The 25,596-nt window shown below is 47.9% G+C and carries 20 protein-coding genes; 7 read left to right on the top strand and 13 right to left on the bottom strand.

All coding sequences use genetic code 11. From position 1 onward, the window contains the following. Positions 1–12: 12 nt before the first annotated feature. Positions 13–1,314, top strand: a complete 1,302-nt coding sequence (locus ACZ5DR_RS13310) for an SLC13 family permease (protein ID WP_377366987.1) — start codon at positions 13–15, stop codon at positions 1,312–1,314. A 130-nt stretch (positions 1,315–1,444) separates the two neighbouring features. Here the strand turns inward: ACZ5DR_RS13310 and ACZ5DR_RS13305 are convergent, their stop codons facing one another. Further along, positions 1,445–2,962 (bottom strand): BCCT family transporter, encoded by a 1,518-nt coding sequence (locus ACZ5DR_RS13305; RefSeq protein WP_377366985.1) that lies wholly within the window; start codon positions 2,960–2,962, stop codon positions 1,445–1,447. Positions 2,963–2,990: 28 nt separating this feature from the next. Next, a complete protein-coding gene (locus tag ACZ5DR_RS13300) occupies positions 2,991–4,985 on the bottom strand; it encodes a CocE/NonD family hydrolase (protein ID WP_377366983.1) in 1,995 nt (664 codons plus the stop codon). 112 nt (positions 4,986–5,097) lie between these two features. Here ACZ5DR_RS13300 and ACZ5DR_RS13295 point away from each other — a divergent pair, with 112 nt between their 5' ends. Further along, a complete protein-coding gene (locus ACZ5DR_RS13295; RefSeq protein ID WP_377366982.1) occupies positions 5,098–6,027 on the top strand; it encodes a LysR substrate-binding domain-containing protein in 930 nt (309 codons plus the stop codon). On the opposite strand, the gene ACZ5DR_RS13290 is transcribed toward ACZ5DR_RS13295, so the two are convergent. The 8 genes from ACZ5DR_RS13290 to ACZ5DR_RS13255 all read right to left on the bottom strand — a co-directional run bounded on the left by ACZ5DR_RS13290 (position 6,024) and on the right by ACZ5DR_RS13255 (position 16,641). Next, the gene (locus ACZ5DR_RS13290) at positions 6,024–7,634 is read right to left on the bottom strand and encodes an FGGY-family carbohydrate kinase (RefSeq protein WP_377366980.1); all 1,611 of its coding nucleotides are present in this window, start codon (positions 7,632–7,634) and stop codon (positions 6,024–6,026) included. The genes ACZ5DR_RS13295 and ACZ5DR_RS13290 overlap by 4 nt on opposite strands. Before the next feature lie 13 nt (positions 7,635–7,647). Beyond that, entirely contained in the window at positions 7,648–8,382 is a 735-nt protein-coding gene (locus ACZ5DR_RS13285; protein ID WP_377366978.1) for an SDR family oxidoreductase, read from the bottom strand. Positions 8,383–8,403: 21 nt separating this feature from the next. After that, on the bottom strand, positions 8,404–9,666 hold the full coding sequence (locus tag ACZ5DR_RS13280; RefSeq protein WP_377366976.1) for a sugar ABC transporter permease: 1,263 nt from the start codon (positions 9,664–9,666) through the stop codon (positions 8,404–8,406). 3 nt (positions 9,667–9,669) lie between these two features. Further along, positions 9,670–10,482 carry an ATP-binding cassette domain-containing protein gene (locus ACZ5DR_RS13275; protein WP_377366974.1) on the bottom strand — a complete coding sequence of 271 codons (813 nt, stop codon included), beginning with the start codon at positions 10,480–10,482 and terminating at the stop codon, positions 9,670–9,672. Between the two features lie 92 nt (positions 10,483–10,574). Then, the gene (locus tag ACZ5DR_RS13270) at positions 10,575–11,624 is read right to left on the bottom strand and encodes an ABC transporter substrate-binding protein (protein ID WP_377366973.1); all 1,050 of its coding nucleotides are present in this window, start codon (positions 11,622–11,624) and stop codon (positions 10,575–10,577) included. 195 nt (positions 11,625–11,819) lie between these two features. Further along, positions 11,820–12,836 (bottom strand): LacI family DNA-binding transcriptional regulator, encoded by a 1,017-nt coding sequence (locus ACZ5DR_RS13265; RefSeq protein ID WP_377366971.1) that lies wholly within the window; start codon positions 12,834–12,836, stop codon positions 11,820–11,822. Positions 12,837–13,053: 217 nt separating this feature from the next. Continuing rightward, positions 13,054–15,081, bottom strand: a complete 2,028-nt coding sequence (locus ACZ5DR_RS13260; protein WP_377366969.1) for an EAL domain-containing protein — start codon at positions 15,079–15,081, stop codon at positions 13,054–13,056. Between the two features lie 3 nt (positions 15,082–15,084). Further along, positions 15,085–16,641, bottom strand: coding sequence for a methyl-accepting chemotaxis protein (locus tag ACZ5DR_RS13255; protein WP_377366967.1), 1,557 nt, complete (start codon positions 16,639–16,641; stop codon positions 15,085–15,087). Positions 16,642–17,094: 453 nt separating this feature from the next. Here ACZ5DR_RS13255 and ACZ5DR_RS13250 point away from each other — a divergent pair, with 453 nt between their 5' ends. The 5 genes from ACZ5DR_RS13250 to ACZ5DR_RS13230 all read left to right on the top strand — a co-directional run bounded on the left by ACZ5DR_RS13250 (position 17,095) and on the right by ACZ5DR_RS13230 (position 22,719). Next, positions 17,095–18,507: a sigma-54 interaction domain-containing protein gene (locus ACZ5DR_RS13250; RefSeq protein WP_377366965.1), complete on the top strand. Its 1,413-nt coding sequence runs from the start codon at positions 17,095–17,097 to the stop codon at positions 18,505–18,507. Between the two features lie 265 nt (positions 18,508–18,772). After that, a complete protein-coding gene (locus ACZ5DR_RS13245; protein WP_377366964.1) occupies positions 18,773–19,831 on the top strand; it encodes a TRAP transporter substrate-binding protein in 1,059 nt (352 codons plus the stop codon). Between the two features lie 83 nt (positions 19,832–19,914). Further along, complete coding sequence (locus ACZ5DR_RS13240) at positions 19,915–20,508, top strand: TRAP transporter small permease subunit (RefSeq protein WP_377366962.1); 594 nt, start codon at positions 19,915–19,917, stop codon at positions 20,506–20,508. An 8-nt stretch (positions 20,509–20,516) separates the two neighbouring features. Beyond that, positions 20,517–21,881, top strand: coding sequence for a TRAP transporter large permease (locus ACZ5DR_RS13235; RefSeq protein ID WP_377366960.1), 1,365 nt, complete (start codon positions 20,517–20,519; stop codon positions 21,879–21,881). A gap of 64 nt (positions 21,882–21,945) precedes the next feature. Then, positions 21,946–22,719 carry a 3-hydroxybutyrate dehydrogenase gene (locus ACZ5DR_RS13230; RefSeq protein WP_377366958.1) on the top strand — a complete coding sequence of 258 codons (774 nt, stop codon included), beginning with the start codon at positions 21,946–21,948 and terminating at the stop codon, positions 22,717–22,719. A gap of 54 nt (positions 22,720–22,773) precedes the next feature. On the opposite strand, the gene ACZ5DR_RS13225 is transcribed toward ACZ5DR_RS13230, so the two are convergent. The 3 genes from ACZ5DR_RS13225 to umuD form a co-directional block, all read right to left on the bottom strand. Next, complete coding sequence (locus tag ACZ5DR_RS13225) at positions 22,774–23,634, bottom strand: endonuclease I family protein (RefSeq protein WP_377366956.1); 861 nt, start codon at positions 23,632–23,634, stop codon at positions 22,774–22,776. A gap of 166 nt (positions 23,635–23,800) precedes the next feature. Then, positions 23,801–25,072 (bottom strand): translesion error-prone DNA polymerase V subunit UmuC, encoded by a 1,272-nt coding sequence (gene umuC, locus ACZ5DR_RS13220; protein ID WP_377366954.1) that lies wholly within the window; start codon positions 25,070–25,072, stop codon positions 23,801–23,803. Then, positions 25,072–25,518 carry a translesion error-prone DNA polymerase V autoproteolytic subunit gene (umuD, locus tag ACZ5DR_RS13215; protein ID WP_377366952.1) on the bottom strand — a complete coding sequence of 149 codons (447 nt, stop codon included), beginning with the start codon at positions 25,516–25,518 and terminating at the stop codon, positions 25,072–25,074. The genes umuC and umuD overlap by 1 nt, the downstream gene beginning before the upstream one ends. Positions 25,519–25,596: the final 78 nt, after the last annotated feature.

Here is a 25,596-nt window from a genome sequence, read left to right as displayed (position 1 = left end):
AAGGAAAAAACTATGATGAGTTTACTCGTGGTAGGCGCTATTTTGCTGTCTATTATCTTGGGTTACAAAACCCGCATTAACATCGGCCTGTTTGCGATTGCCTTTGCATACTTGATTGGTTGTTTTGGCTTAGGTCTAAGCCCTAACGACGTCATTAAGATGTGGCCCCTGAAGATTTTCTTTATCATCTTTGCTGTGTCACTGTTTTACAGCTTCGCGATCATTAATGGCACCTTAGAGAAACTAGCGGAACAACTGATGTATCGCTGTCGTCGAGTGCCTCACTTGATGCCTTATGCCATTTTCTTAACAACCACTTTTATCTCTGCATTAGGTGCAGGTTACTACACCGTACTGGCCTTCATGGCTCCGATTACCCTTCTGCTATGCCAGCGCACAGGAATGAGCACTGTATTAGGCGCCATGTCAGTGGGTTACGGTGCACTGACAGGTGCGAACTTTATGGCGAGCCAGAGTGGCATTATCTTCCGCAGCATCATGGTCAATGCGGGGATTACCGAAAACCAAGCCTTCATCAACTCCATCAGTATTTTCGTAAGTACCGCTATCATCCCGCTGGTGGTGATCTCGATCTTTGTTTTCTTTACGGGTCACCGTAAGAGCATGTCCGCTAGCACAGATCAAATTGAAGCTCCGGCTCCCCTTAACAAAGAACAGCGCCAAACCTTATGGTTAACCCTAATCATGATGCTATTGGTATTAGCCGCTCCGATTGCGAATTTATTGTTCCCAGACAACGGCACAGTGTCTTTCATTAACAGCAAAATGAACATTGGCCTAATCGCCAGCGTCTTCTCCGTGATTGCTTTGTTAATGAAGTTAGGGGATGAGCGTAAAGCCATTGCCAGTGTACCTTGGCCAACACTGATCATGATTTGTGGTGTAGGCATGTTGATCTCTGTTGCCATTAAAGCCGGCACTATTGATGCCCTAGCATCGTGGATGGGCAGCTCTATCCCAAGCGTGCTTGTTCCTGTTGTGATTGGCGTTGTGGCGGCATTTATGTCCTTGTTTGCTAGTACTTTAGGGGTGGTCACACCTGCTCTATTCCCTATCGTACCCTCTCTTGCACAAAACCTAGCACTTGATCCTATGATGCTGTTCATCTGCATCGTGGTCGGCGCACAAGCCACCGCTATTTCACCTTTCTCTTCTGGCGGCAGCTTGATCTTAGGTGCATGCCCTAACGAAGAGACCCGAGCTAAGTTATTCCCACAGTTGCTGTTCCGCGCTGCCCCATTAGGCTTTGCCGCCGCATTACTGTTCAACCTGTTAATTACCTTTGTCTTGTAACCCCCTCAAGTTGCAAAGGTCTTTTAATACACAAACGGCGCTCTAAGAGCGCTGTTTTTATTCGAATCAAAAAAAGCTCAGTCCCTAGGGACTGAGCTTTTTTAGCAACTTACTGCAACTGATCAAGACCTTACTTTTGCAGGATTTGCGGGTTTTTAAGCCACTTAATCAACGTAAAACTACAGCATAAAATAATCACCGTAGCTGGCAGTCCGCCCAAGTTAGACAAGGATTTAACCCCTGCCACACCGACAGTACTCACCATGATCCAAGCCACTAAGCCAATAATCGTCCCCCAAAGGACTTTAATTGGCATGCCCGCACCCTCTTGAGAATCCGCATTGAAGTTCTTCACACACAGGTCGCCAATCGCATCTGTACTGGAGTCTGCTGCCGTCACATAAGAAATAAAGGCGATGAATACCAAGATCAGAGACGTGATGCCTCCCAATGGCAGCTCCCCAAAGATATGGTAAAGCAGTTGTTCAATCCCCCCTTCGTTCAGTACGGCGTACAAACCACCTTCACTGTTCTGATCCATGAAAATGGCCGCACCGGAGAAGACCGAGATCCATAGCAAAACAAACAAGCTAGGGAACAAAACATTCACCTGAATAAACTCGCGTACCGTGTAGCCCCGAGCAATCTTACCTAGGAACATAGCCGTAATCGGCGCCCAAGCAAACCAAACAGCCCAGTAGAACACGCTCCACCATTGTGGCCATGGATCACCAGCGGCTTGCCCCGTAAACAGGCTCAAACGGAAGAAGTTCTGCAAGAATGCTCCCAAACCTTCCACACCAATGCCCAGCATGTACAAGGTCGGACCAAAAACAAGAGTGAACACAAATAGGCCAATCAACAGCCAGAAGTTCACCATCGACAGACGTGCGATACCTTTGATTAAACCACTGGCCGCAGACAAGACAAAGGTCGCGACTATGATGGCAATGATCACACCCAAAGTGATTGGGCCACGCTCAATCGGTAGATATTGGCTCGCACCACCCACTAAGGTCAGAGCACCTGTCCCGAGAGAAGACGCCATACCAACCACTAATGAGTACAATGCTAAGGCGTCAATCACGCTTCCCATACGCCCTTCCACATACTTACCAAACACCGGACGTAAGGAGCTACTGATGGAGTACGGTAGTTTTAGGTTGTGAAATGCCAGGGCGAAGATCAGCGCAGGCACGGCATAGATAGAATATGGCGTAGGACCCCAGTGCAAAAACATGGCAGAAAAAGCAAACAACACAGCATTCGGTGAATTTGGCTCAATGCCTAAACTCTCTGGTGGCGAATACAAATGATACAAAGGCTCCGCTGTTGTCCAAAACAACACCCCTACCGCCAACGTCGTACACAGTACAATCATGAACCAGCGAGATTTTTTCAGCTTAGGTTGTGCCTTCTCACCCCCGATCCGAATATCACCCAATTTTGAGAAATAGGTAATCAAGATCAGTACCAATAAATAAAAGCTGCCTAAACTAAACAACCAAGAGAAATGCTCCAATACAAAGCCATTAGCAATGCCCGTGTATTCTGTAAACAGCTCTAGATCCACCAAACTGAACAGCAAAGCGCCAACCAAAATAATGAAGGTTGGAAAAAAGACCAAAGGTCTTAATGAATTCAACATGAGACTATATCCTCGTACAGATAATCGATTAAACACCCGTTCGTTTGATGGTTTCGTCAAACGCCTTGCTGAAAATCAGCTCCCCCTCATGGAAGGCCTTCCAAGTGGCTGAGACATAAAAGTGCCCGTGATCACAGCGCATGTGATACGTGCCTTTTAGACCAGTCCACCAGCCATCTCGTCCCATTGTGAGATCAAACTCAAGGGTGGATTCCGCACTCAAAGGGTCATCCGGATGAATGGTTTGCCATTGGCTCATGGCCATATCAATCACGCTGTCACATGAGTTGTAATATTGGCGACCAAAATCATCATGGGTTTCCAGCGTGACACGGCCCGTTTTGTAATCGTGATGAACCACTCGTTCACTGTTACCTGAGCGCAAGGTTTCACCATCGATGGCAACCGGCTTGTCATAGGCTGGGGGCTCGATTTCTGTGATTAGGTTGTCACGATGAGGCACGTCAATGTGGCTCATGGAAGACTCTAAAGTAATGGTGGCACGATCTGGAGCAGGCCAAATCAGCGGCCAACACGCGGTTGAGACCGAGATACGCAGGCGATGTCCTGCAGGTACCTTGTAGGCCACGTGGTTAATCGGCACCTGTACATTATACAGCTCACCAGGAGTCAAAGGCTCGACAAACTCATGACTGTTACGATGAGTCAAATTCAAGACCCCTACGCTGATGCGAGTCACAGCTCCATCAGGGTGAACATCACACACACGTACCGCAAGGTTGGCGGTTGGCTTATCGCTACGTATCGCAAGATTTGCCATGACCTGACCCGCAATGGCCAAATCTTCTTCTAAAGGCAAGGTATCAAAGCATAAAGACCCCGCATCATCTGCACGCTGGTCTGCAGGTTGCTCCATCGCCAGACGAATGCCCACACACAGACGTCCACCATTTAGCCCCACCGTCTGTGGAGAACAAATTTGCTGGGCAAATGAATGAGAGTCAGGCGTCTCTGACAATTGTCCCTTAGATGGGTACAAGGTTTTATGAAGAGTATTAGGAGACGGCCACTCAGGCTCGGAAATCCACTGGCCAGGGCGCTCTTCATAATCCGTTTGTGGACGAGCGCTGTCTTGCATGTAATAGGTCAGTTTTGGCTCGTTTTCGATACCATTCTCGATGTCTTTAAGCCAACGATCCCACCAGCGTACGGACTCTTTTACATAGTCCATCTTAGGATTTGGATAGGCAATGTTAGGGTACTTATGGGCCCAAGGACCGACCAGCCCCTTAGTGGGAACCTCTAGGTTTTCAAGCAATCGGAACACGGTGTCACGGTAGTTATCCGCCCAACCACTGGTCGCGTACACCGGCACTTTAATGGCGCTGTAATCTTCACATACAGAACCATGCTTCCAGTAATCGTTACGCACTTGCTCGGTCAACCAAGGCTTAGCGAGAAATGGCATTTGCTGTAAACGCTCCAGCCATTGCTCCTTCCAGCCTTCGCCCACCAGCTTAGCATCTGGCGCGCGACCTTGAGCATAAGCCCAAAAGAAAGATGCCCAATCCAAGTTGTCATTAAGCAAGCAACCGCCCATGTAATGCACATCGGTCCCATAACGATCATCGGTAGAACATTGGGTAATGATGGCTTTTAGGGCTGGCGGATTCAGAGCAGCGACTTGGAGGGAGTTAAAACCGCCCCAAGAAATACCGACCATTCCCACACTGCCAGTACACCAAGCCTGCTCCGCTAACCAAGCGATGATGTCAAAGCCATCTTGCAGCTCTTGCTCAGTGTACTCGTCAGTAGTTTGTCCTTCTGACTCGCCACAACCACGAAGGTCCACACGGATGCAGGCATAGCCATGGGTAGCAGTCTGCGCCATGGTGATCTCATCGCGCACCAAAGTGCCATCATTTTTTCGGTAAGGAAGGAATTCTAAAATTGCTGGGACGGGGTACTCGTCCGCATCGCTTGGCATCCAAGCGCGGTACGCAAGCTGAGTACCATCGGGTAATGGCAGCATTGCGTGATGTATGTGTTTTATAGTTTGCATAAGGTCCTTTCGTTTTACTTGTATCGCTTATTTATATTAGGAAGGGCGAATTGTAAGTAAAACGCTATTTTGTTAGGGTATCCTGAACTAAAAGTTCAGGATAGCGTCTATCATGCCGATCAATAACCGAACGATTCCCTCCCTTAGCAGCTTGATCGTTTTTGAAGCATCCGCCCGTTTAGGCACCCTAACCAGTGCTGCGGATGAACTGTGTGTCTCCCCTACCGCCGTCAGTAAACAAATCAAACAATTGGAAGCCTTCCTAAACACACAATTATTTATTCGTAAAAAAACAGGTCTAGAACTGACCAAAAAAGGAACAAACTACCTCAAAGTAGTAAGCAGCACTCTGGAGCTGTTGGCAGAAGAATCCCATAAAATGGATGACACGGTTACGCCTCTTCCCCTGAACCTTGAAATCGGCGCTTGTTTTAGCCATTACTGGCTGATTCCACACCTTGACGACTTTCGGGAAAAATACCCAGACATCCTACTGAACATCAGCATTAACAACGAACGAAACATGAGTGAAGTAAACAGTGACCGCTACGATGTGGCCTTTTATTACACTTCCAATAGCACCCCCAGTGAGGACAATTTCTTACTGTTTGAAGAGCGCATGCTGTTAGTGTGTAGCCCAAGCTTCTTGGCGAAACATTCCGAAATAAACATTCTGGATAACCTCTGGAAGCAGCCGCTACTTGGCTTAAAAGACGCACCGGACTTTTGGGAAAACTGGCGCACTTGGGCACAGTATTCAGGAGTCGAATACCAGCCTCCAAAGAACGAGATCCAGATGGAAGACCAAATTACTGTGGTTCATGCCGCACAAAACGGCCTAGGGATCGCCCTGGCGTGGGATTGGCACGTAGCAGACTTGATTGCTGAGGGCCATCTAGTGGCCCTCACTCAGCCCGTTACCTGCCAACGTAACGGCTTCTTTCTTACTCGTACCAAAAACGCCAATCAATACAGCTCAGAATGCTTTATTAACTGGGTCGTTGATCGAGTCAAAGCAGAACAAACGGCAAAGGGTGACTAAATCCCCCGAGCCACGTTTTGCAGTGTTTCAAACGCCGCGAATTTAGCCTGATGAAGCGCTTTAAACGCGGGATTTGGCAGGTAAGTGCCTTTAAACGAAGACATGGAAGCCATCGCCTGAGTTAAGTCACTAAACGCCCCCGATGCCATGGCACCCAACATGGCTGAGCCTAGCAATACGGGCTCTGGGCACGCAGGAGCCACTACGGTTACCCCGGTGGCATCAGCCAGTAGCTGGCGAATCAATGGGTCTTGCCCTGCGCCACCACTGATGGCGATTTTATTGATCACCAAGCCTTCTCGGCCTTGGGCTTCAATGATTTGTCTTAGCCCATAAGCGATACCACAAATCCCCGCCACGTAAAGCTGCAACAGACTGTCTACGGATTTATCCATATTCAATCCAGCAATGATGCCTCGGGCATTGGGGTCCGCATGTGGAGCTCGATTTCCCAAAAACTCAGGCACTACCACAAGACGCCCAACACAATCTGCCGCATGGCTAAGATCCCTATGACGGCCTTTCACATTAGCGGATAACCACGCCGAAACACTTTGGCCTGCGTTCTTAGCCAGTGCTTTGACTTCCCCATAGGCAGGATGCATGGCGACCAACTGGTCAATGGCTGCTCCCGCAGCGGATTGCCCCGCTTCATTGAGCCATAATCCGGGGATCATGGCGGAATAATAAGGCCCCCATACCCCATGGACGAGTGTCGCCTCTTTGGAGGAGGTCAAGGTACATGCGGAGGTGCCAAACACATAAGACATGGTACCAATGGGTTCGGCAACGCCACTTTCCGTCACCGCCCCCACCGAGCCAACCGCTCCCGCATGCGCGTCAATCAACCCAGCCGCGACAGGTGTTCCTTCTTGCAACCCAAGCTGCTCCGCTGCCATACGGGATAATCCAGCACCGATTCCGGTTCCTGGCGGTACGATACGCGTGCCAATTTTTTGATAGCTCCCCTCAACCAAATCTCCAAGGCCGATTTGCTTGAAATAACTGTCGTCCCAACGTTCTTCATGGGCCATATACGTCCACTTGCACACCACGGTACAAATGGAGCGGTCCAAAGCATCCGTGGCTTTCCAAGTTAAGAAATCCGTCAAGTCAAAGAAGTACTTAGCCTTTTGATAAGTCTGAGGTAAGTGTTGTTTGAGCCACAACAGTTTTGGCGTCTCCATCTCAGGAGAGATCACTCCGCCCACATACTCCAACACCCTATGCTGGGTGCTATTGATAAATTGAGCTTGCTCAACGGCGCGTTGATCCATCCAAACAATGATATTGCGATGGTCCTCGCCATGCTCTCCCACCGAGATTGGCTGATTGTCAGGGCCAATGACCACCAAAGAACAGGTGGCATCAAAGCTCAAACCCAATACTTGATGGCTATCAACACAGGCTTGATCCATAGCCGCCCGCACCACATAGCACACAGACTCCCAAATATTGTCAGAAGACTGCTCGTAGCGAGCAGCCCCACTGCTGTACAAATCAATGTCGAGTTTTTGCGTTGCCAGCAACTCCCCAGCAAGGTTAAACACCCCTGCCCGCGCGGACCCTGTGCCAACGTCGACGCCAATTACATACTGCTCTGTCATGACTCGCCCCTACCTACAGATCCACGCTATTTGGTAATAACACCAAATCTCGAATAGTAACCCCTGCTGGCTGCTTCAACATAAACGCTACCGAGCTTGCCACCACTTCCGGCTGCATTAAGCTGCCATTTGCCAAGGCGTCTTCCAACTTCTCTTTTGGCCAATCATCCAACAAGGAAGTCACAACCGGCCCTGGTGCAATCGCCCCGACTCGCACTGAGTGAGGAATCAGCTGGCGACGCAAGGTGTGAACAAACGCCTGAATAGCATGCTTAGATGCCGTGTAAATTGGCTCCCACACCACAGGCACCAAGCCTGCAATGGAGCTGGTAACGATAATGTCCCCAGATTTTTGCTCAATCAAATGCGGTAATACGGCACGCACGGAGCGAAACACCGAGTTAATATTCAGGTTTAACATAGTGTCCCACTGGTTCGGGTTTCCTTCTGCGAACACGCCCCCCACATAGGCACCAGCGTTCGCATGGAAACCATCTAAGCGGCCGCCCGTCAGGGACAATATGTCTGCCAATAGGTGATCCACCGCCTCGTTGTCTAGCAAGTCTTTTTCTATACAGAAGCGATGCTCTGAACCCAATTCAGCGGAAGCTTGCTCTAATAATGCTTTAGAGCGATCGATTAACACCACCTGAGCCCCTTCGCTTACGAGCTCCTTTGCACAGGCGAAGCCAATTCCGGACGCAGCCCCTGTGATGGCATACACTTTTCCGTTTAATGAAGTTGTCATGATTGTATTCCTTAAAACTGATTACGCTTTGCCATGGGATTGGCGACTTTGACGCGCCATGCTGTCGATGATCACGGCAATCGCCAACACGGCACCGGTAATCATGTAGCGGTGTGACGAAGAAAGATTCAAAAGGGTCAAACCATTGGCAATGGATTGAATCACAATAATGCCAAGCAATGCAGACCAAGCAGAGCCACGGCCACCAAACAAACTGGTGCCACCGATAACTGCCGCAGCAATAGCGTTTAAGTTCACATCCCCTGTCCCAGCTTGCTGACTAGCAGACGCTAGGCGCGCCGCGGCTAGCATGCCTCCAAGTGTGGCTAAGGTAGAACATAGAATGAACGCGCTCAGGTAAATACGCTCCACCTTGATGCCCACCCGGCGTGCGGCCTCTACATTGCCGCCCACAGCAAACATGTAACGTCCCCACTTAGTGCGAGTTAGGGCATAATTCAATGCAATTACCAAGAGTAAGAACAGGCCAAACATCCAAGGCACACCACGGGACTGGTTCAAATACAGTACAATCAGCTCAAGCGCTACCGTCATAATGATGGCTTTGACTAGGATGGAATTAAGAGTTTTAGCCGATAGACGCATGGCAATGCGCTTGTTACGGATTTGCACCCCACGTAAAACAAAGACCGCTCCAGGCAAGATGGCCAAACTATGGGACAGCCAAGCAGGCATAATCAGCAACTGACCAAAATCCACTAGAGCTGACGAATACGGCAAGTTAATCGAACCGGTAGAGCCCAATAGGAATAATTGAAAGCCCAACAAAGCCAGCAAACCTGCCAAGGTAGCCACAAAACTTGGCATACCAAAGCGAGTACGCAGATACGCGTAGGCCATCCCCACGCAAGCACCAAAACTTAGGCTTAAAGCCATGGCCAATGGCAGCGCCAAACCTTGTTTTACCCAGAGTACGCCCAACAATGCAGAGCCAACACCGCTGAGGGAACCCACAGACAAGTCGATCTCTCCTAGCATGAGCACACATACAATGCCCAAGGCGATAATGCCCACAGTGGCGCTATCAAACAGCAAGTTCACCAGGTTGTTGGCGGACAAAAATACCGGATTGATCGCCGTGAAAATGGTCCAAATGATGATCAGACCGACCACAACAGGCAATGATCCTAGGTCTCCGGACTTTACTCGATCCACAAAAGAACGAATCACATCCCCTAGGCTACTATCATGGGTAACACGCTCATCACTACGATCCAACAAAGGAGCGTTGGCATCGATTTTATTGGTTGTTGAATTAGACATAACTTATACCTCACAGGCGCTGTCTGCGCTTTTGAGTCGTTGTTCGCGACGTGTCACTGAGTTATCCGATGCACCCGTGATGGCACCGATCAACTCTTCATTAGATGAGTCAGGGGTGAATACGCCATTATTTTTGCCAAGACGCAGTACCACGACACGATCAGCCACCGCACGCACGTCCTGCATATTGTGAGAGATAAGAATGACCCCTAGCCCTTTGGCTTTTACACGATCAATCAGATTTAACACTTCCGCGGTTTGCGCCACACCCAATGCCGCTGTGGGCTCATCCAACATGATGATTTTTGGGTTTGCTAACAAAGAGCGGGCAATCGCAACTGTTTGGCGTTGTCCGCCAGATAAGGAAGCCACCACATCACGGACGCTTGGGATGCGTGCCGCTAATTCGTTCAGTAACGTCCAAGAGCGCACTTCCATTTCCGTTTCGTCTAACGCAAACGGGCCAGACTCCTGACCGAGAAACAAGTTGGACACCACGTCTAGGTTTTCGCACAGGGCCAAGTCCTGAAACACGGTGGCAATCCCCAGATCAATGGCATCGGAAGGACCTTCCATTGACACGGGCTTACCTTCAAAGAAGATTTGCCCTGACGTAGGTCTATGGGCGCCGGCAATGGTTTTGATCAGCGTGGATTTGCCCGCGCCATTGTCACCAACCAGTGCCACCACTTCCCCTGGGTACACATCGAGATCGATATCGGTCAACGCCGACACCGCGCCAAACTGCTTACACACCTTTTGTAGGCTCAGCAAAGGGGTGCCTTTATTGGTATGGTTCTTTTGATTAACAGACATACTGATACTCTACTTTTTGAATGGGTTTGAATGGCCGCTCTTGTCAGAGCGACCTATGAACAACTGCTAAGATCTAGCGAATTTGCCCACTGTTAACGCCAAATGCCTAGCTCAATACAGCCGTCTTTATAGCGGCCAGTACAGATGTCTGCTGCGTTGGCGATGCCCGCATCAAAGATTTTCTCCTTGATGTTTTCGCGGGTAATCACGGCGGGAACAAACAGTTCAGAAGGCGTGTTGTAGAGTGTGGTTTTGCCCTTCGGCGTTTTACCATTCAGCATTTTTACTGCAACGTCTGCAGCGGCGGCAGCCACAATTTCAGAGGGTTTAGAGATGGTGTTGTACTGTTCACCAGAAATGATCAACTGCAATGCCGCTTGGGTTGCGTCGTTGCCAGTCACTGGTGGGATAGGGTTAACGCCAGCAGCCTTGAATGCGGCAATAGCGCCACCACCCGTACCATCGTTCGCAGCAACGACACCGATGATGTCATCATTAAAACGAGATACTTGACCCGCTGCCCAAGTCTGAGCTTTTTGTGGCACCCAGTCTGGTGTGTCGTACTCGGCTAGTGTGGTGTAACCACTGCTATCTAACGCTTCATCGATACCATCACGAATCAAACCTGCTGCCGCGTCTGTCGGGGAGCCATTGATCTGCAAGATGCCCCCTTTATCCATTGGCACACCTTCTTTCTTCAGGTGCTCAACCAAGTTTGCTGCAATAGCTTTACCAATGCCTTTGTTATCAAAAGACACATAGTAATCTGCTGGAACGGCTGGGATAGGACGGTCATAGGCGATCACTTTTACACCCTGACTTTGGGCAATACGCACTAAGGATGCGGCAGCACTAGAGTCCACAGGGTCAAGTACGATCACTTTTGCCCCTTGTGTGATCACAGAGTTGAATTGCTGTTGCTGTAGGGTCACATCGCCATTGGCGTTTTGATAGATCACCTTACAATCCTGACACATGCTATCCATGGCCGCTTTAAAGCCTGGGAAATCATGTTCTTCGTAGCGAGTGGACGCTTGGTCCGGCATCAAAAATGCCACAGTAGATTGAGCAAACGCATTACTGCTTAATACGCAGGCTGCTAAAGAAGTGAAACCAATTGTTTTTATTGCTTTAAGATTCATTTCTGTAACTCCAATTCGAATTATTTTGGGTAAAAGATCCCCCTTCCCGATCATCATCAAGAAAAAATAGTCTTTCTATTGGATTACTAAACGAAGCATTGTATGGTTAATACAACATTGTCCTCGCCAAAGTATAATGTTGGTTAATCAACGCTTGTTTAGTCGGTTCAGGGCGTTATCGATACTGCGTCGTGCTTACATTCCTCCTTTTAGGTTTTTAACTGACTTGCGTTTAACTAAATGCGCTTCGAGCACACTGCTCTGGGGCGCATGGTTAACTCCATCACTCTCTATTCGATCAATCAATCTTTGCCACGCTGTTTTAGCAATGTCATCAACTGGTTGTTGCATCACGGTTAAGCTCGCACTGCGGGCTGACATCCAAGCGTAATCATCGTGCGCCACCACAGAAATGTGATCACAAACACGTATGCCACGATCTGCCATGGCCGTTAACACGCTTAGAGTGGTGACGTTTGTTAGGCCAAAAATGGCTGTGGGAGGCTCATTGTTATCAAGCCAGTCACCAACGACCTTAGCCCCTTCATCAAGATCCGAGCCAAGAGCTAGGATTTCACAATGACCACCCAATTTTTGCACGGTATCAAAGCAACCTTGAGCACGATTTTGAATCGGCGGATGGTCAAGATTTGAGGCCGCAATCAACACCTTTTGATGGCCTTGATCCGCTAGGAATTGCCCAGCGTCTACACCAGATTGATAGTTGTCTATGGTCACCGTATCAAATGGGCAACCCTCCACAGAAACACGGTCCACCATGACCACTGGAGAGGTCTCTTTTAACGCGGCGATACTTGCTGGTAGCTCCCCTGAACAAGGAATGGCAATCATGCCAGCAGGCTGCCAACGTAGCAGCGCTTTGATCCGGGATTCTTCCACATCAAGACGATCGTGGGAGCTGGCAACAATCACATCATAGCCTTGGGAAAAAGCTAGGTTTTCAAGATTGGAAATAATTTTTGCGAAAAAGGTGTCCGTTAGGTTTGGCACCAGAACAGCCACAACATGATTACGTTGTGAACGAAGCTGAGACGCCGCGCGATTGGCTTGATAGCCTAATTGCTCAGCAGCGGCACGCACACGGTCTTTCAAATCGTCGTTCACTGGCTTACGGCCAGAAAACACGTTTGAAACCGTTGCTGTGGAGACACCTGCATGCTGCGCCACGTCTTTTATGGAAGGTTTTTTCATCGTTATTTGCTTCTATTTATTGTTCTGTAAAACGATTTACTAAGGCCATACTAGCAATCAGTAAAACGTTTTACAAGCACAAAGTTAAACGTTTTACTGATTGTCTTTTATTCCTCTGATTGGGTCAAACCCCTTCCCAAGCTATTTAGATACACCAATAAAAAAGCCTGCTCTAAAGCAGGCTTTTCCGGTCCAACGCTTTTCTAGTCAGGACACACTAGTGATGCTCCGAAAGAAATTGCTTAAGCGTCTCGATGGGTAAGGCTTTGGAATATAAGAACCCTTGAGCGAAATCACATCCCATGGCTCGCAGGATTTCCGCTTGTTCTGGATCTTCTATGCCCTCTGCCGTCACCGTCAGGTTGATGGACTTGGCAATGGCGATGATAGATTCCAGCATGACGCGCCCCCGGTTCGACTTAACTTCGTTGACAAAGGCTCGGTCGATTTTCAGGTTGTCTAAAGGCAATTTCATCAAATAACTTAATGCTGAGTACCCCGTACCAAAGTCATCTAAACAAATGCCGATGTTGTGAGTCTGTAGTATCTCGGCGTTTGCCTTGACCGCATCACCAATGGATAGCACAGCGTCTTCCGTCACTTCCACTTCGATCATTTTTGGTTTTAAGCCTCGATCATACAAACCGTACACAAGATGGTCGATCACTGAACGATGCACAAAGCTCTTGGCAGAAATGTTGATCGCCACAGGCGTCTCATGACTAAATAAGTCCTGATGGTCACTAAGAGTGTCTAATGTTTCACTGATAATGTATTTATCCAGCTCCAAATAAAGGTCTAGGTCATGAACAACCTTGATGATCTCTATCGGGCTAACAAACCCCAGTACATCGTCATACCATCGCATCAGCGCTTCAAAGCCGCAGACTTGGTTGGTTTTCAGATCAATCTTAGGCTGCAAATGCACTTTTAAATGGCCAAACTCCAAGGCTTTAACAAGTTTACGTTCGACACTTTTCGCGCGTTCATACCCTTGCTGAATCTTCTCATTATGAAGCGCGTAAAACACGTCTTCTTGTAACGCGTAAGACAAGGCCATTTCAGAGCGTAATACCACATCATCAAAGCTCTCACCCGCCTGATAAATGGCACAACCAGAGCGCAACTCCGTCTCAATGATGGCGTGTTGATTCATCAGTTGCTGCAGCTTTGATAAATGCGCTTCCACATATTGTTGAACGTCACAGGTCTTTGGCAGTGAGCACACCACAAGGAAGCCATATTCGGTAATACGACTGGCCATGATGATGTTGTCATCACTTTCAAAGATGGTCGCAATATGACGTAGTTTTTCATCCACGGCGGAGTAACCATCCAACTTGGCCATACGCTTAAACTTGATCAGCTCAATCTGAACAAAGACATAGGTAGAAAGATCGTTGCGCATATCAGTCGCAATGAACTTCTTACGCAGAAATTCGATATTTGGCAGCTTAGTGACCTTATCGAAATGCTTGAGAAAATACGCTTCGTTTGCCGCAAACACTTTTTCGGACACGTCAATGCCAACTGCTTGGATATGGGCGCCATCTTGATCTGTCACTTGACGAATCCACCACTCGACTTCCGTGCGCTCTGCCCCTACTTTCAATGTTAACGGTAGCTTAAATTCCTTTTCATTTCGCAGAGTCAGTAATGCCACTCGGTTTTTAAACTCCTCTTGATTGCTTTCTAGCAGGCAATCAACAAAGTTCTTTTCCATGGTAAGACCATGCTGAGCAAAGACATTATCAAAGGTACGGTTGGTCAACATGATCTGACCGTTTAAGGTCATACGCACAATGTAAAGCCCTTGGCTGTCAAACACACTCTTATAGCGCGTATCCACCCGCTTAAGTTGATTAACCGCTGTTTTGTATTGGGTCAAATCATGGCAGATGCCGACAAAGGATGGCTTACTCTGGGAGTCTAAAGAGCGCCCAACAGACAAGTGCATGTCAAACACTTCGCCATTCTTACGGCGCGCGACCACTTCACGGCCACGGCCAATGATCTCCGTTTTACCTGTGACCAAGTGATTGTGGAGATATTCATCATGTTTCAGCCCTACATCCGATGGCATCAGGATAGAGACGTTTTGTCCCACAACTTCCTTTGCCGAGTAGCCGAAAAGAGTTTCTGCAGCGGGGGAAAATGATTCAATCACCCCTCTATAGTTGATGATAATGATGCCATCTGCAGCAGAGTTGAACAGCGCCTCGTATAAAAATCCCTTTTCACTCATGTCCTAGCTCCTAAAACGCTGCACCAAATTATGTAGATCAACGGTGGAGTTTTTAGACGCCGCGACTGCTTGGCTGAGCTCTTCCATTAAATCTTTATTCTCGTGTGACAACTGGGCAATACGTACTACCTGCCCACTGGTGTCTTCAATGACCGTCACTTGTTGCAACGAAGTGGATGACATTTGCATGGTGCGTTCCGAAATATCTTCCATGCGTTCTGCAACCGTATGAATTAGGTGTTCTTCTTCCTCCACCAAAGTCATGCTGTGTACAGAGGCTTCGCCCCCCTTATGGGCAAGCTCAGACGATTCGGTCACACTTTGCTTAAGCAGGTTAATCTGCTCACCAATGTTCTGGGTTAGACTTTGAGTCTTGCTCGCAAGATTACGCACCTCGTCAGCCACCACAGCAAAGCCGCGACCATGTTCCCCTGCTCGCGCCGCTTCAATGGCCGCATTCAATGCCAATAAATTCGTTTGCTCGGCAATTTGATCGATGGATTGAGTGGCGGTGTAGATATTATCTGTTAAGGATTGAACCCCTTGGATCGCCGTTTCCACTTCCTGTACCTGCTGTCTGAGCTGGCTAATCGACCCTTTGACTTTGCCTCCTAATAAAGCAGCTTCTTGGGTAAGATCCGCACCCGCCTTAGTAAACTCCGCGGTCTCAGTCACATGGCGAGACACTTCTTCTGTGGTAGACGAGAGCTCCGTCATGGCGGTTGCCACCAAATTTGTTTGATCGTTCTGATCAGCGATCTTGGCCTGTCCCTGTGCTAACCGCTGGTGACAGGCATTCATTTGCTCCTCCACCGTGGCACTGGATTCTTCAATCCGGGTCAAAATAGTGATCATACGGCTATGAAGTGACTTGATCCCCATTGCAATTCGACCTGATTCGCCAGAAACGCTGGAATAGGTTTTGGCAATTAATGGATCTTGAAAGGCTTTAGGCCCTAAATAACTTTTTAACTCATTGAGGTTTTTACGATGCTGATACACCGTCGAGGCATTCATGACAATGCTACATAAAAGCGCCAATATTATGGTCGGCAAAAGTCCAGCGTATGCATAAGACAAAATTAAGGCGATCAAGGAGACTGCAAACAAACTCCAGCCATTTTTAAGCAGTTTAAGCTTGTCCAGAGGGCTAGGTTTTTGAATCCCTTGGTAAATGGCTTCTGCACGTTTAACATCTTCACGTTTAGGACAAGAACGAACGGATTCATAACCCACTACCTGCCCATCCTTGTACATGGGCATGACGTAAGCATCGACCCAATAAAAATCACCATTCTTACAACGGTTTTTAACCAAGCCCATCCAAGAGCGCCCAGATTTCAAGGTCTCCCACATATTATTAAACGCTGCTGCGGGCATATCTGGATGACGTACAAGGTTGTGAGGCTGCCCTAGCAGTTCATTTGCTTGATAGCCGGATATATCCACAAACGCTTGGTTAAAACTTGTGATCCGTCCTTTTAAATCTGTCGTCGAAATTAACTGAGTGTCTTTTGAAAACGTGCGCTCATTTTGACTCACAGGGAGATTCATTCTCATGATGTCACCATAAATAACTTTTATAAGCTGGTATTAGATCGCGTAATAATGCCAAGCCCAAAAATTTATGATAGTGAAATGTTACGGAATATTACCGAAAAACATTAGAGAGAACTTAACTATTGATCTGGATCAATTAAAAACAGAAACACAAATAAAATTGATATTTTTCAGTACTTTTTTTAATCAATTCTTCAGGTGTCGGCTATCACGATGCTTGTCATATCTAAGACTTTAGATACAAAAGGCTACATTTCATGTAATTATTACCCCTGAGGCTCACTTAGTTACATGATGATATTTCAGTGATTCAATCAATATTTTGGGTGGGCTTGCCTAATCTCATGGCGAACACCCTAGGCTATTCTTTGAATGAACTCTTTCTAAGCGTTCGACGTCTAAACACAACACCGATTAAACTAGCAAGATGGCAAACAAAGGCTCATACCAAGAATGACATCCACACCCAAAAAACTCAGACAAGCTGCCGATGCCTATCGAGCCATCCTAGACACACTTGAAGAATGGATATTAGTGGTTGACCAAAACGCCCGTATCTTCTTTATGAATCGGCCCTATGCGCGGTTTCTAGGAGTGAATGCGGAGGAGGTAAAAGGCAAGAAAGTGACGGATGTGATCGAAAACACGCGTATGCATCTAGTTATTCAAAAAGGGGTTGCCGAGCGGCTGTCCATACAAAAGATTCGCGACAGTAACATGATCGCAAGCCGCTACCCTATCATTGATCAAGGCACTGTGATTGGCGCAGTGGGCATTGCTATTTTCAACGACACCTACCAATGGAAGCGAATAAATAGCCACATAAAAGCCCTCATGGCAGAGCAGACGCCACTTCCGCAAAGCCAAAGCCCCCATAAAGATTCGTCCACAAGTTACTATCGCCTGACAGATGTTGTTGGCGAGAGCAAAGCCATAAAAGAATTGAATCAGACCATCACTCAAGTGGCATCCGGTGATGTCACTGTCCTATTACGAGGAGAGTCTGGTACCGGCAAAGAGCTTTATGCCCATGCCATCCACCATCTATCAGAACGCTCTGACGCCCCTTTTATCAAGGTAAACTGTGCTGCGATCCCCGAAAACTTATTAGAAAGCGAACTTTTTGGGTACTTGGATGGCGCCTTTACCGGCGCGAGAAAGGGCGGTAAAGCCGGAAAGTTTCAATTGGCCAACAAAGGCACATTATTTTTAGACGAAATTGGCGAACTCCCCCTATCAATGCAGGCCAAATTACTACGAGCCTTACAAGAGCGCGAGGTCGAAGCAATCGGCAGCCATTCCCCAACGCCTATCGATATTCGCTTGATCACCGCTACCCACCGCCCTTTGGAGGACCTGATCCGCAGTGGTGAGTTTAGAGAAGACCTGTATTATCGAATTAATGTGGTAAACATCTCTTTGCCTCCCTTGCGGGAACGCCCTGAGGACATTGCCAAGTTAACTGAACACTTTTTACACGCCTTATCCCGCCGTACAGGTCGTCGCGCTCCCAAACTGACCGCCCAAGCCATGACGGCTCTTCTGGAATATCATTGGCCAGGTAATATTCGTGAACTTGAGAATGTTTTAGAAGCGGCATTTTTTACAACCCAGGAACATAAAATCCCATTATCCCTGCTTCCTGCCAATGTTCGTCAGGCTGCCAGCCAAGACGAATTTTCGTCGTCCTTACACACCAATAGCCCAATTCTGTCCGGCACCCTTAAAGAGCAACTAGATCGAGCCGAGAAGCAGGCGATTAAACAAGCCTTAAACAACGCCTATGGCAACCGCACTTTGGCTGCTAAACAATTAGGCATTAGCAAATCAACCCTGTACGAAAAGCTCCAAAAGCACGAACTATAAGTAAATCATTAATTTTTTCCGAATAATCGGACTTAGTCTGATTATTCGGACGCCATCCCTATTTTTAATCACCTAAACCATCCGGAATTTCGGATTTTCAATCACTCTCTCTTCCCTATTAAACAGCAAAAAATCTCATAGAGATCTGTTTTATAAGGCTTTTAATCTCATGGCATCTTTATTGATACGACTTTTTTTCGATACGTCGTTCGCCTGCACTTCATCCATGCAGGCTTTAGAAAAACAATAAAGCTAGGATCAGACTATGAAGAACACTTTTATCGCTGCCACTTGTGCATCAGTTGCTTTCATCTCTACGCCCTCGTTTGCAGAGCTAGACAGAATTCGCTGGCAAATTCCTATGCCAATCTCCTCTTCACTTGCCATACTCGGAGACACCATGACGGACGTTTCCAGACGACTTGAAGAGATAAGTGATGGTCGTATAAGACTTCAAGTGTTTGAACCAAACTCTTTGATCCCTGCTCTGGGCGTCTTTGAAAATGTCAGTACTGGTACCATTGATGCAGGATTTTCATGGATGGGATACGAATCAGGTCAAGTCCCCGCCTCTGCTCTCTTTGGCGCCACCCCCTTCGGCCTTGAATCTAACGAATTTACCGCATGGTTGTACTTCCATGGGGGAGATGGATTGCTCAAAGCTTTGTACGAACCCCACAATGTCTATCCGATTTCGTGTGGTACCGTCAGCTCGGAAGCAGCAGGCTGGTTTAGAGAAGAAGTAAAGACCCCAGAGGATATGAAAGGCATCAAATTTCGAGCCGCGGGGCTGGGCGGAGAGATCATGGCTGAAATGGGCATGTCCGTGACCGTGCTTCCAGGTGGCGAATTATATCAGGCCCTTGAAACAGGCGTGATTGACGGCACTGAATTTTCCATCCCCACGGTCGATCAGCAATTAGGGTTCTACCAAGTCGCCAAGCATTACTACCTTCCTGGTTGGCATCAGCCAAGCACCAACCTGTTTTTGTATATTAATCTGGACAGCTGGAAGGACTTAAATCCATCCACCCAATCTCTTATTGAAACCACTTGTATGGCGGCAAACACCTACTCCATTGCCAAATCAGAAGCCATGCAAGGCGCCGTTATCAACGACTTTGAGTCTAAGGGTGTCCAGCTGCACCAGTATTCACCTGAGATCCTAAAAGCTTTTGAGAAAGCGACCGAGACCGTTATGGCTCGTCGTTCCGCCAGCAATAAAGAATTCGCAGAGATTTATGCATCCATGAAAGCTTTCCAAGAAGAACACAGTGCTTGGAAAAACTACGGCTATTTACCCCGTGATTGGCATCAAAACTAGCTCTTAATCCATGCCTAATCGGCCCTGCCATGAGCCAGTGCTGCTGGCCTTGTTTGCTAACTTCTGATGTTGGAATTTTTATTATGTCGAACCATGAGATATCTCAGGACCTAAAAGCCATTGAGGCAAAATTGTCGGACACTACTTGGTCAACGCTCCCCCACACTCGACTCAGTCGTGCTATTGACCGAGTGATTGAAATCATTGGTCGCAACGTCTCGTTTGTGTGGGTGCTTTTAATGCTTTTAATCGTTGCCAACACCCTGATGCGCTATATTTTCAGTGTCAACTTTGTTGCTCTAGAGGAGTTGCAATGGCACCTGTATGCCATCGGCTTCATGCTTGGCTTATCTTATTGCTTAACCCACGATGGCCATGTGCGGGTAGACACCTTGGTTGAGCGCTGTCATCTAAGAACCCGAGCAACCATTGAGCTGCTCGGATTAAGCCTTTTACTCTTGCCTTTCTGCCTCATCGTCTTCGATTACTCTCTGCCTTTTATTACTCGTTCTTATCGTTTAAGTGAAGTGTCCTCTGCCCCCGGAGGTTTACCCATGCGCTGGCTCATCAAGTCTACCGTGGCGATTGCATTTGCCTTACTGACACTGGCGGCATTTTCACGTTGGCTGCGCTGTTTCGCCTTACTACGCCAACCTAAATCCACCGCATCGGTATAGGGGGTCACATGCTAGAAACAAATGAAATGCTCGTTATTGCCATGCTAGGCAGCTTTATTGCTTTGCTCTTTACTGGCTTCCCAGTCGCTTGGATTCTTGCTGGGCTGGCCGTGATATTCAGCGTTATCGGTATCGTGACTTATGAGTACCTAAATTGGGACACCTATTTCATGACCAGTTGGCGTGTTTATGGTTTGTTTGTGCAACGAATCTATGCCCAAATGACAAATTGGATACTGGTGGCCTTGCCCATGTTTGTATTCATGGGGCTCATGCTTGAGCGCTCTGGTATTGCGGAAAAGCTCATGGTCAACTTTGTCCGCTTGTTTGGCCGATTCCGTGGTGGTTTAGGTGTGGCGGTCATCTTGATTGGTATTCTCTTTGCCGCCTCCACAGGGATCGTCGGAGCCTCTGTTGTACTGCTCGCCATGCTCTCAATGCCTGTGATGTTGCAACAAAACTATTCCAAATCCTTTGCCAGCGGCATCGTTGCCTCTTCTGGCACCTTAGGCATTTTAATTCCGCCTAGCATCATGCTGATCATCATGGCCGATCAGCTCTCTTTGTCTGTGGGCAGTTTATTCATGGGCGCCTTGATCCCAGGTCTACTGTTAGGCTGTCTATATATTATCTATGTGATTGCCAGTGCCTATCTGAATCCAAAAGCCTGTGAACTCCCAACGGATTTGCCTCCTGTAACCTGGGGACTGATCAAAGAGACCTTACTTGCTGTCATCCCACCCTTGGGTTTGATCTTGGCAGTATTAGGCTCCATCTTTATGGGGATCGTTTCTCCCACGGAGGCGGCTGGGGTTGGCGCCTTAGGTGCGACCTTACTGGCCATTTTAAACAAGCGTTTCTCTTTCCCTATGCTGGCAGATGTGTGTCGCCGCACCACGATTACCACAGCTTTTGTGTTCGGTATTTTCCTTGGCGCCACAGCCTTTGCCGTGGTGCTGCGAAACCTGGGCGGCGATGAATTCATCAGCGATAGTTTGCAAAGCATTCCCCTATCGTCAGCTGGCATTGTCATCGTGATCTTATTGATTACCTTCATTGCCGGTTTCTTTTTGGATTGGCTGGAAATCAGCTTGATTCTATTGCCATTAGTAGGCCCTGTGGTGGTGGCACTTGGTTTCGACCTTGTCTGGTTTGTGGTGCTCTTTGCTTTAGCGCTACAGACTTCCTTCTTAACGCCCCCGGTGGGCTTCTCCCTGTTTTATCTAAAAGGCGTCGCACCGCCAAGTGTTACCACCTTAGACATTTATAAGGGGGTCATCCCTTTCATCTTGTTACAACTGTTAGCCGTTGCCCTAGTGTTTTATTTCCCAAATATCGTGCTCTGGCTACCTCAAGCCATGTACGCAAATTAATAGGAGGACCTGCACTAACAAGCAATACCACCTTTATGGACGTTAACTAAAAAGGAAATACATCATGAAAAATCAAACCGTTTTAATTACTGGTGCTGCCAGCGGAATAGGCTTAGAAATCGCTTTGGCCTTTCTTAAGCAAGAGGCAAATGTGGCCGTTATAGATTTCAATCAAGACGCATTGGATAAAATGAGCCGTAATTTAGAGGACTTTTCGGCTCAGTTGTGCTTTTTACAAAGTGACGTGTCTGATGAAAAAGTCTTTGAGGCCGCCATCGATAAAGCCATTGAGCGCTTTGGTCAGGTAGATATTTTAATCAATAATGCCGGCATGCAACATGTTGCGCTGATTGAAGACTTCCCCACTGAGCGCTACCGCCAGCTGATTGACATTATGTTGGTTGCGCCATTTATCGCCATTAAAAAGCTCATGCCTAGCATGAAGGCTCAAGGCTTCGGACGCATCATTAATATGGCGTCTGTTAATGGATTACTCGGTTTTAGTGGCAAGGCTGGCTACAACTCCGCCAAACATGGTGTGATCGGCCTAACCAAGGTGGCCGCTCTTGAATCCGCACCGTTTGGCGTCACCGTCAATGCTCTATGCCCTGGGTATGTGGACACACCACTCATACACAACCAGCTGGAAGACCTGGCTAAAACCCGTGGCATCGCGGTAGAAGATGTCATGGAAGAAGTTATGTGGTCCAAAGTACCCCAGAAGCGTCTGCTGGACGTGTCAGAGATTTCTGATTATTGCCTATACCTCGCAAGCCCATCAGCAAAAGGCATCACAGGGCAAGCTGTGGTGATTGATGGTGGGTATACCTGTCAGTAACTGTCATTTAAAACAGCTGTCCCATAATCAGCATTTTGGTTATGGGATAGCTACTCACTCCCCCCCCGAACATTCCGGCTGCCAGATCCGATTCACGAACTCAGGATGATCAACAAAGGGGTTGCGGTTGCCTTGCAGTGACTGAACTCGATCGTTGCGTCTTTGTTCAAACGCTGTGACAGGAAATCTAAAGTGCCATTTTATTAGAGTACATAGATCGCCAATGGTGGGTTGGCCACTTTGCTTTTCATTACCATGGACTACTTCTAAATCTGGCATGAGTTCTGGGGAAGCATTGTCCCCTGCTTCATAACGAGTGGCCATGTAAAACACCATACGTGCCACCTGCCCCTTAGCTCTATCTGGTGGTTCAAACGACTCATTCTCTTTATTAAGGTAGGCACCTGATAATACTTTAGAACCATCGGCTAGCTCGTCATACACTGGCTCGCCCCCCTCCCCGTAACCATAATTGCTATGGGCACCATTGATATTACGATCAGAGGGGCGCAGGTGATTTAAATCGGTGTAGCCATCTTGGCTTTGCTTGGCAAAGCCTCGGGACTTTGGCCAGACATGCTCCCTATCCCAAGAGTCATCCTTACTTTTACCGCGATTAGCTTGATCAATTCGTCGTACATCATCCAAATACAAAAGCTGTACTAGACCACATTTAGGCGCGTCCTCAGGACAGGCTGAGTCCGTATAAACCAGCGCTTCCCAGACATCGACTTTTTTGCCATCAAACCAATCGGCATTGCCACTCTGGGTGTATTTGAGAGGCTTTTGTCCATCTATAATCTGGTGCAATTTTGATTTTAACGCTTGTCCAGTCAGCCCTTGGGTACCGTTGTAATAATCGGCATTGGCCTGAAGACAAAATAAGGAGATCACAAATATTGAGAGGTATTTCATATCTTCCTATTGATAGTGTTAGAAATGAATATTGTGGGGCAATTTTATCGTCACTAAAACCCCATCTTCGAAATGCATTTTAATGTCATGGAGTGCCGTTATGGTGCAGATTTCCCGAGTTAAAGAACTTGCTAGTGGACGCACAAATTGAATGTCTACTATCTCTCTAGTAAACACACGGCAGGTCACTCCATCGAGTGGTGTACGCGGGGGACAAATGCTCCCGCTTCATGGACCACTGAGGCGTGATGCCCTGGGAAGCGAAGAATACCGTGCCCTTTCCGCTGTGGTTGATGCGATCCAACACCTCCATAAGGGCTTTGGAATGGGGCCTTTCAGGCGATCCCTTAAAGAAGTCCTGCTGATAAGCCCCTTGCTCAAAGAAGCCCGTCAACATGACGCCCGCCTTAGCGTAGCGATAACCTGCCCGATAAATGCGTGAAAACAGTACGTCAGCGGCTTCCAACAAATCCCGTGTGTCATCCGTGGGATAAGGCAGCTCCACAGACAAGGCATTGGAATACTGAGGGTCATTAGGGTTAAACACGCCTGTGCGAATAAAAACCTGGATCACGCGGGCCAGACGCTTCTCCCCCCTGAGTTTCTCTCCAGCTCGGGCCACATACTTCGCCACGGCTTGTCGTAATTCGGACTTATCCGTAATCCGTTGACCAAAGGAACGACTGCATAGAATCTGCTTTTTAGTGGGTGCTAGCGCCTCAAGCTCCAGACAAGATACGCCATTTAGCTCCCGCACCGTCCGTTCAAGCACCACAGAGAACTCCCGACGAATGCTCTTGGGATCGGCATCGGCCAGATCCAAGGCCGTCTTAATGCCTCGGGCTTTGAGTTTCTCTGTTAAACGACGCCCAACACCCCACACATCTCCCACATCCACCAAGGCCATTAAGCGCCTTTGTCGAGCACGATCCGTCAGGTCCACCACTGAGCCTGTAGCGGGATACTTTTTGGCCGCATGATTGGCGAGCTTAGCGAGGGTTTTAGTGGGCGCAATGCCGATGCCAACGGTAATGCCCGTGTGTTTATCTACTCGCGCTTTCACGTGGCGACCAAAATCCAACACATCTAATGTGTGGCCGATCCCCGTTAGATCCAAAAACGCTTCATCGATGGAATACACCTCAACCCTAGGCGCTTCTTCCTCTAGGATGGTCATTACCCGATTGGACATGTCTGCATACAAGGCGTAGTTAGATGAAAAACACACCACATCGTGTTTGATAATGTCGTCCCGCACCTGAAAAATCGGCACCCCCATCTTGATGCCCAATACCTTGGCTTCTTTAGAGCGAGCAATCACACAACCATCGTTATTCGACAACACCACAATCGGTTTCTGCTTCAAATCCGGTCGAAACAGCTTTTCACAACTGGCGTAGAAGTTATTGCAATCCACCAAAGCAAAGACGGTATTCATCAGCCACGCTCAAACTTACGGACAACCCCAGTCACCACACCGAAAATCTCCAACTGGGATTCTTCAGTGATCTCAATGGGACGATAGGCTTTGTTTTTCGGACGCAGCAAGACATGGGGTTTTAACTCAAGGGTTTTCACCGTCATCTCACCATGCAGACACGCAATCACAATGTCCCCATGGCGAGCCGTTAAGGAACGATCCACTACCAAGATATCTCCTGAGTGAATCCCCGCTTCCACCATGGAATCCCCTTGAGCACGAACAAAAAAGGTCGCACTCGGGTGCTGAATACACAGCTCGTTCAAGTCTAACGTGCGCTCCACAAAGTCCTGAGCCGGAGACGGAAACCCCGCCGACACCGACTCAACATAGAGCGGAATGTTTAACTTATTGATCGAAAGAAAAGCGGCTGATTCAGCAGAGCCAAGATACGTGACCTTCATAATGCGCAAAACCCAATTACTGTATATTTATACAGTATAGTTTTGACAACGGATTGTGACAACAGGTTTTGGTGTGCA

It is taken from the genome of Marinomonas vaga (assembly GCF_055388305.1).
The sequence above is the reverse complement of the archived record's forward strand: the minus strand, read 5'-3'. Positions and strand labels throughout refer to the sequence as shown.

Coding starts and splice junctions, on each gene's coding strand:
- ACZ5DR_RS13310 (WP_377366987.1), top strand. CDS start 13: ATGATGAGTTTACTCGTGGTAGGCGCTATTTTGCTGTCTATTATCTTG.
- ACZ5DR_RS13305 (WP_377366985.1), bottom strand. CDS start 2,962: ATGTTGAATTCATTAAGACCTTTGGTCTTTTTTCCAACCTTCATTATT.
- ACZ5DR_RS13300 (WP_377366983.1), bottom strand. CDS start 4,985: ATGCAAACTATAAAACACATACATCACGCAATGCTGCCATTACCCGAT.
- ACZ5DR_RS13295 (WP_377366982.1), top strand. CDS start 5,098: ATGCCGATCAATAACCGAACGATTCCCTCCCTTAGCAGCTTGATCGTT.
- ACZ5DR_RS13290 (WP_377366980.1), bottom strand. CDS start 7,634: ATGACAGAGCAGTATGTAATTGGCGTCGACGTTGGCACAGGGTCCGCG.
- ACZ5DR_RS13285 (WP_377366978.1), bottom strand. CDS start 8,382: ATGACAACTTCATTAAACGGAAAAGTGTATGCCATCACAGGGGCTGCG.
- ACZ5DR_RS13280 (WP_377366976.1), bottom strand. CDS start 9,666: ATGTCTAATTCAACAACCAATAAAATCGATGCCAACGCTCCTTTGTTG.
- ACZ5DR_RS13275 (WP_377366974.1), bottom strand. CDS start 10,482: ATGTCTGTTAATCAAAAGAACCATACCAATAAAGGCACCCCTTTGCTG.
- ACZ5DR_RS13270 (WP_377366973.1), bottom strand. CDS start 11,624: ATGAATCTTAAAGCAATAAAAACAATTGGTTTCACTTCTTTAGCAGCC.
- ACZ5DR_RS13265 (WP_377366971.1), bottom strand. CDS start 12,836: ATGAAAAAACCTTCCATAAAAGACGTGGCGCAGCATGCAGGTGTCTCC.
- ACZ5DR_RS13260 (WP_377366969.1), bottom strand. CDS start 15,081: ATGAGTGAAAAGGGATTTTTATACGAGGCGCTGTTCAACTCTGCTGCA.
- ACZ5DR_RS13255 (WP_377366967.1), bottom strand. CDS start 16,641: ATGAGAATGAATCTCCCTGTGAGTCAAAATGAGCGCACGTTTTCAAAA.
- ACZ5DR_RS13250 (WP_377366965.1), top strand. CDS start 17,095: ATGACATCCACACCCAAAAAACTCAGACAAGCTGCCGATGCCTATCGA.
- ACZ5DR_RS13245 (WP_377366964.1), top strand. CDS start 18,773: ATGAAGAACACTTTTATCGCTGCCACTTGTGCATCAGTTGCTTTCATC.
- ACZ5DR_RS13240 (WP_377366962.1), top strand. CDS start 19,915: ATGTCGAACCATGAGATATCTCAGGACCTAAAAGCCATTGAGGCAAAA.
- ACZ5DR_RS13235 (WP_377366960.1), top strand. CDS start 20,517: ATGCTAGAAACAAATGAAATGCTCGTTATTGCCATGCTAGGCAGCTTT.
- ACZ5DR_RS13230 (WP_377366958.1), top strand. CDS start 21,946: ATGAAAAATCAAACCGTTTTAATTACTGGTGCTGCCAGCGGAATAGGC.
- ACZ5DR_RS13225 (WP_377366956.1), bottom strand. CDS start 23,634: ATGAAATACCTCTCAATATTTGTGATCTCCTTATTTTGTCTTCAGGCC.
- umuC (WP_377366954.1), bottom strand. CDS start 25,072: ATGAATACCGTCTTTGCTTTGGTGGATTGCAATAACTTCTACGCCAGT.
- umuD (WP_377366952.1), bottom strand. CDS start 25,518: ATGAAGGTCACGTATCTTGGCTCTGCTGAATCAGCCGCTTTTCTTTCG.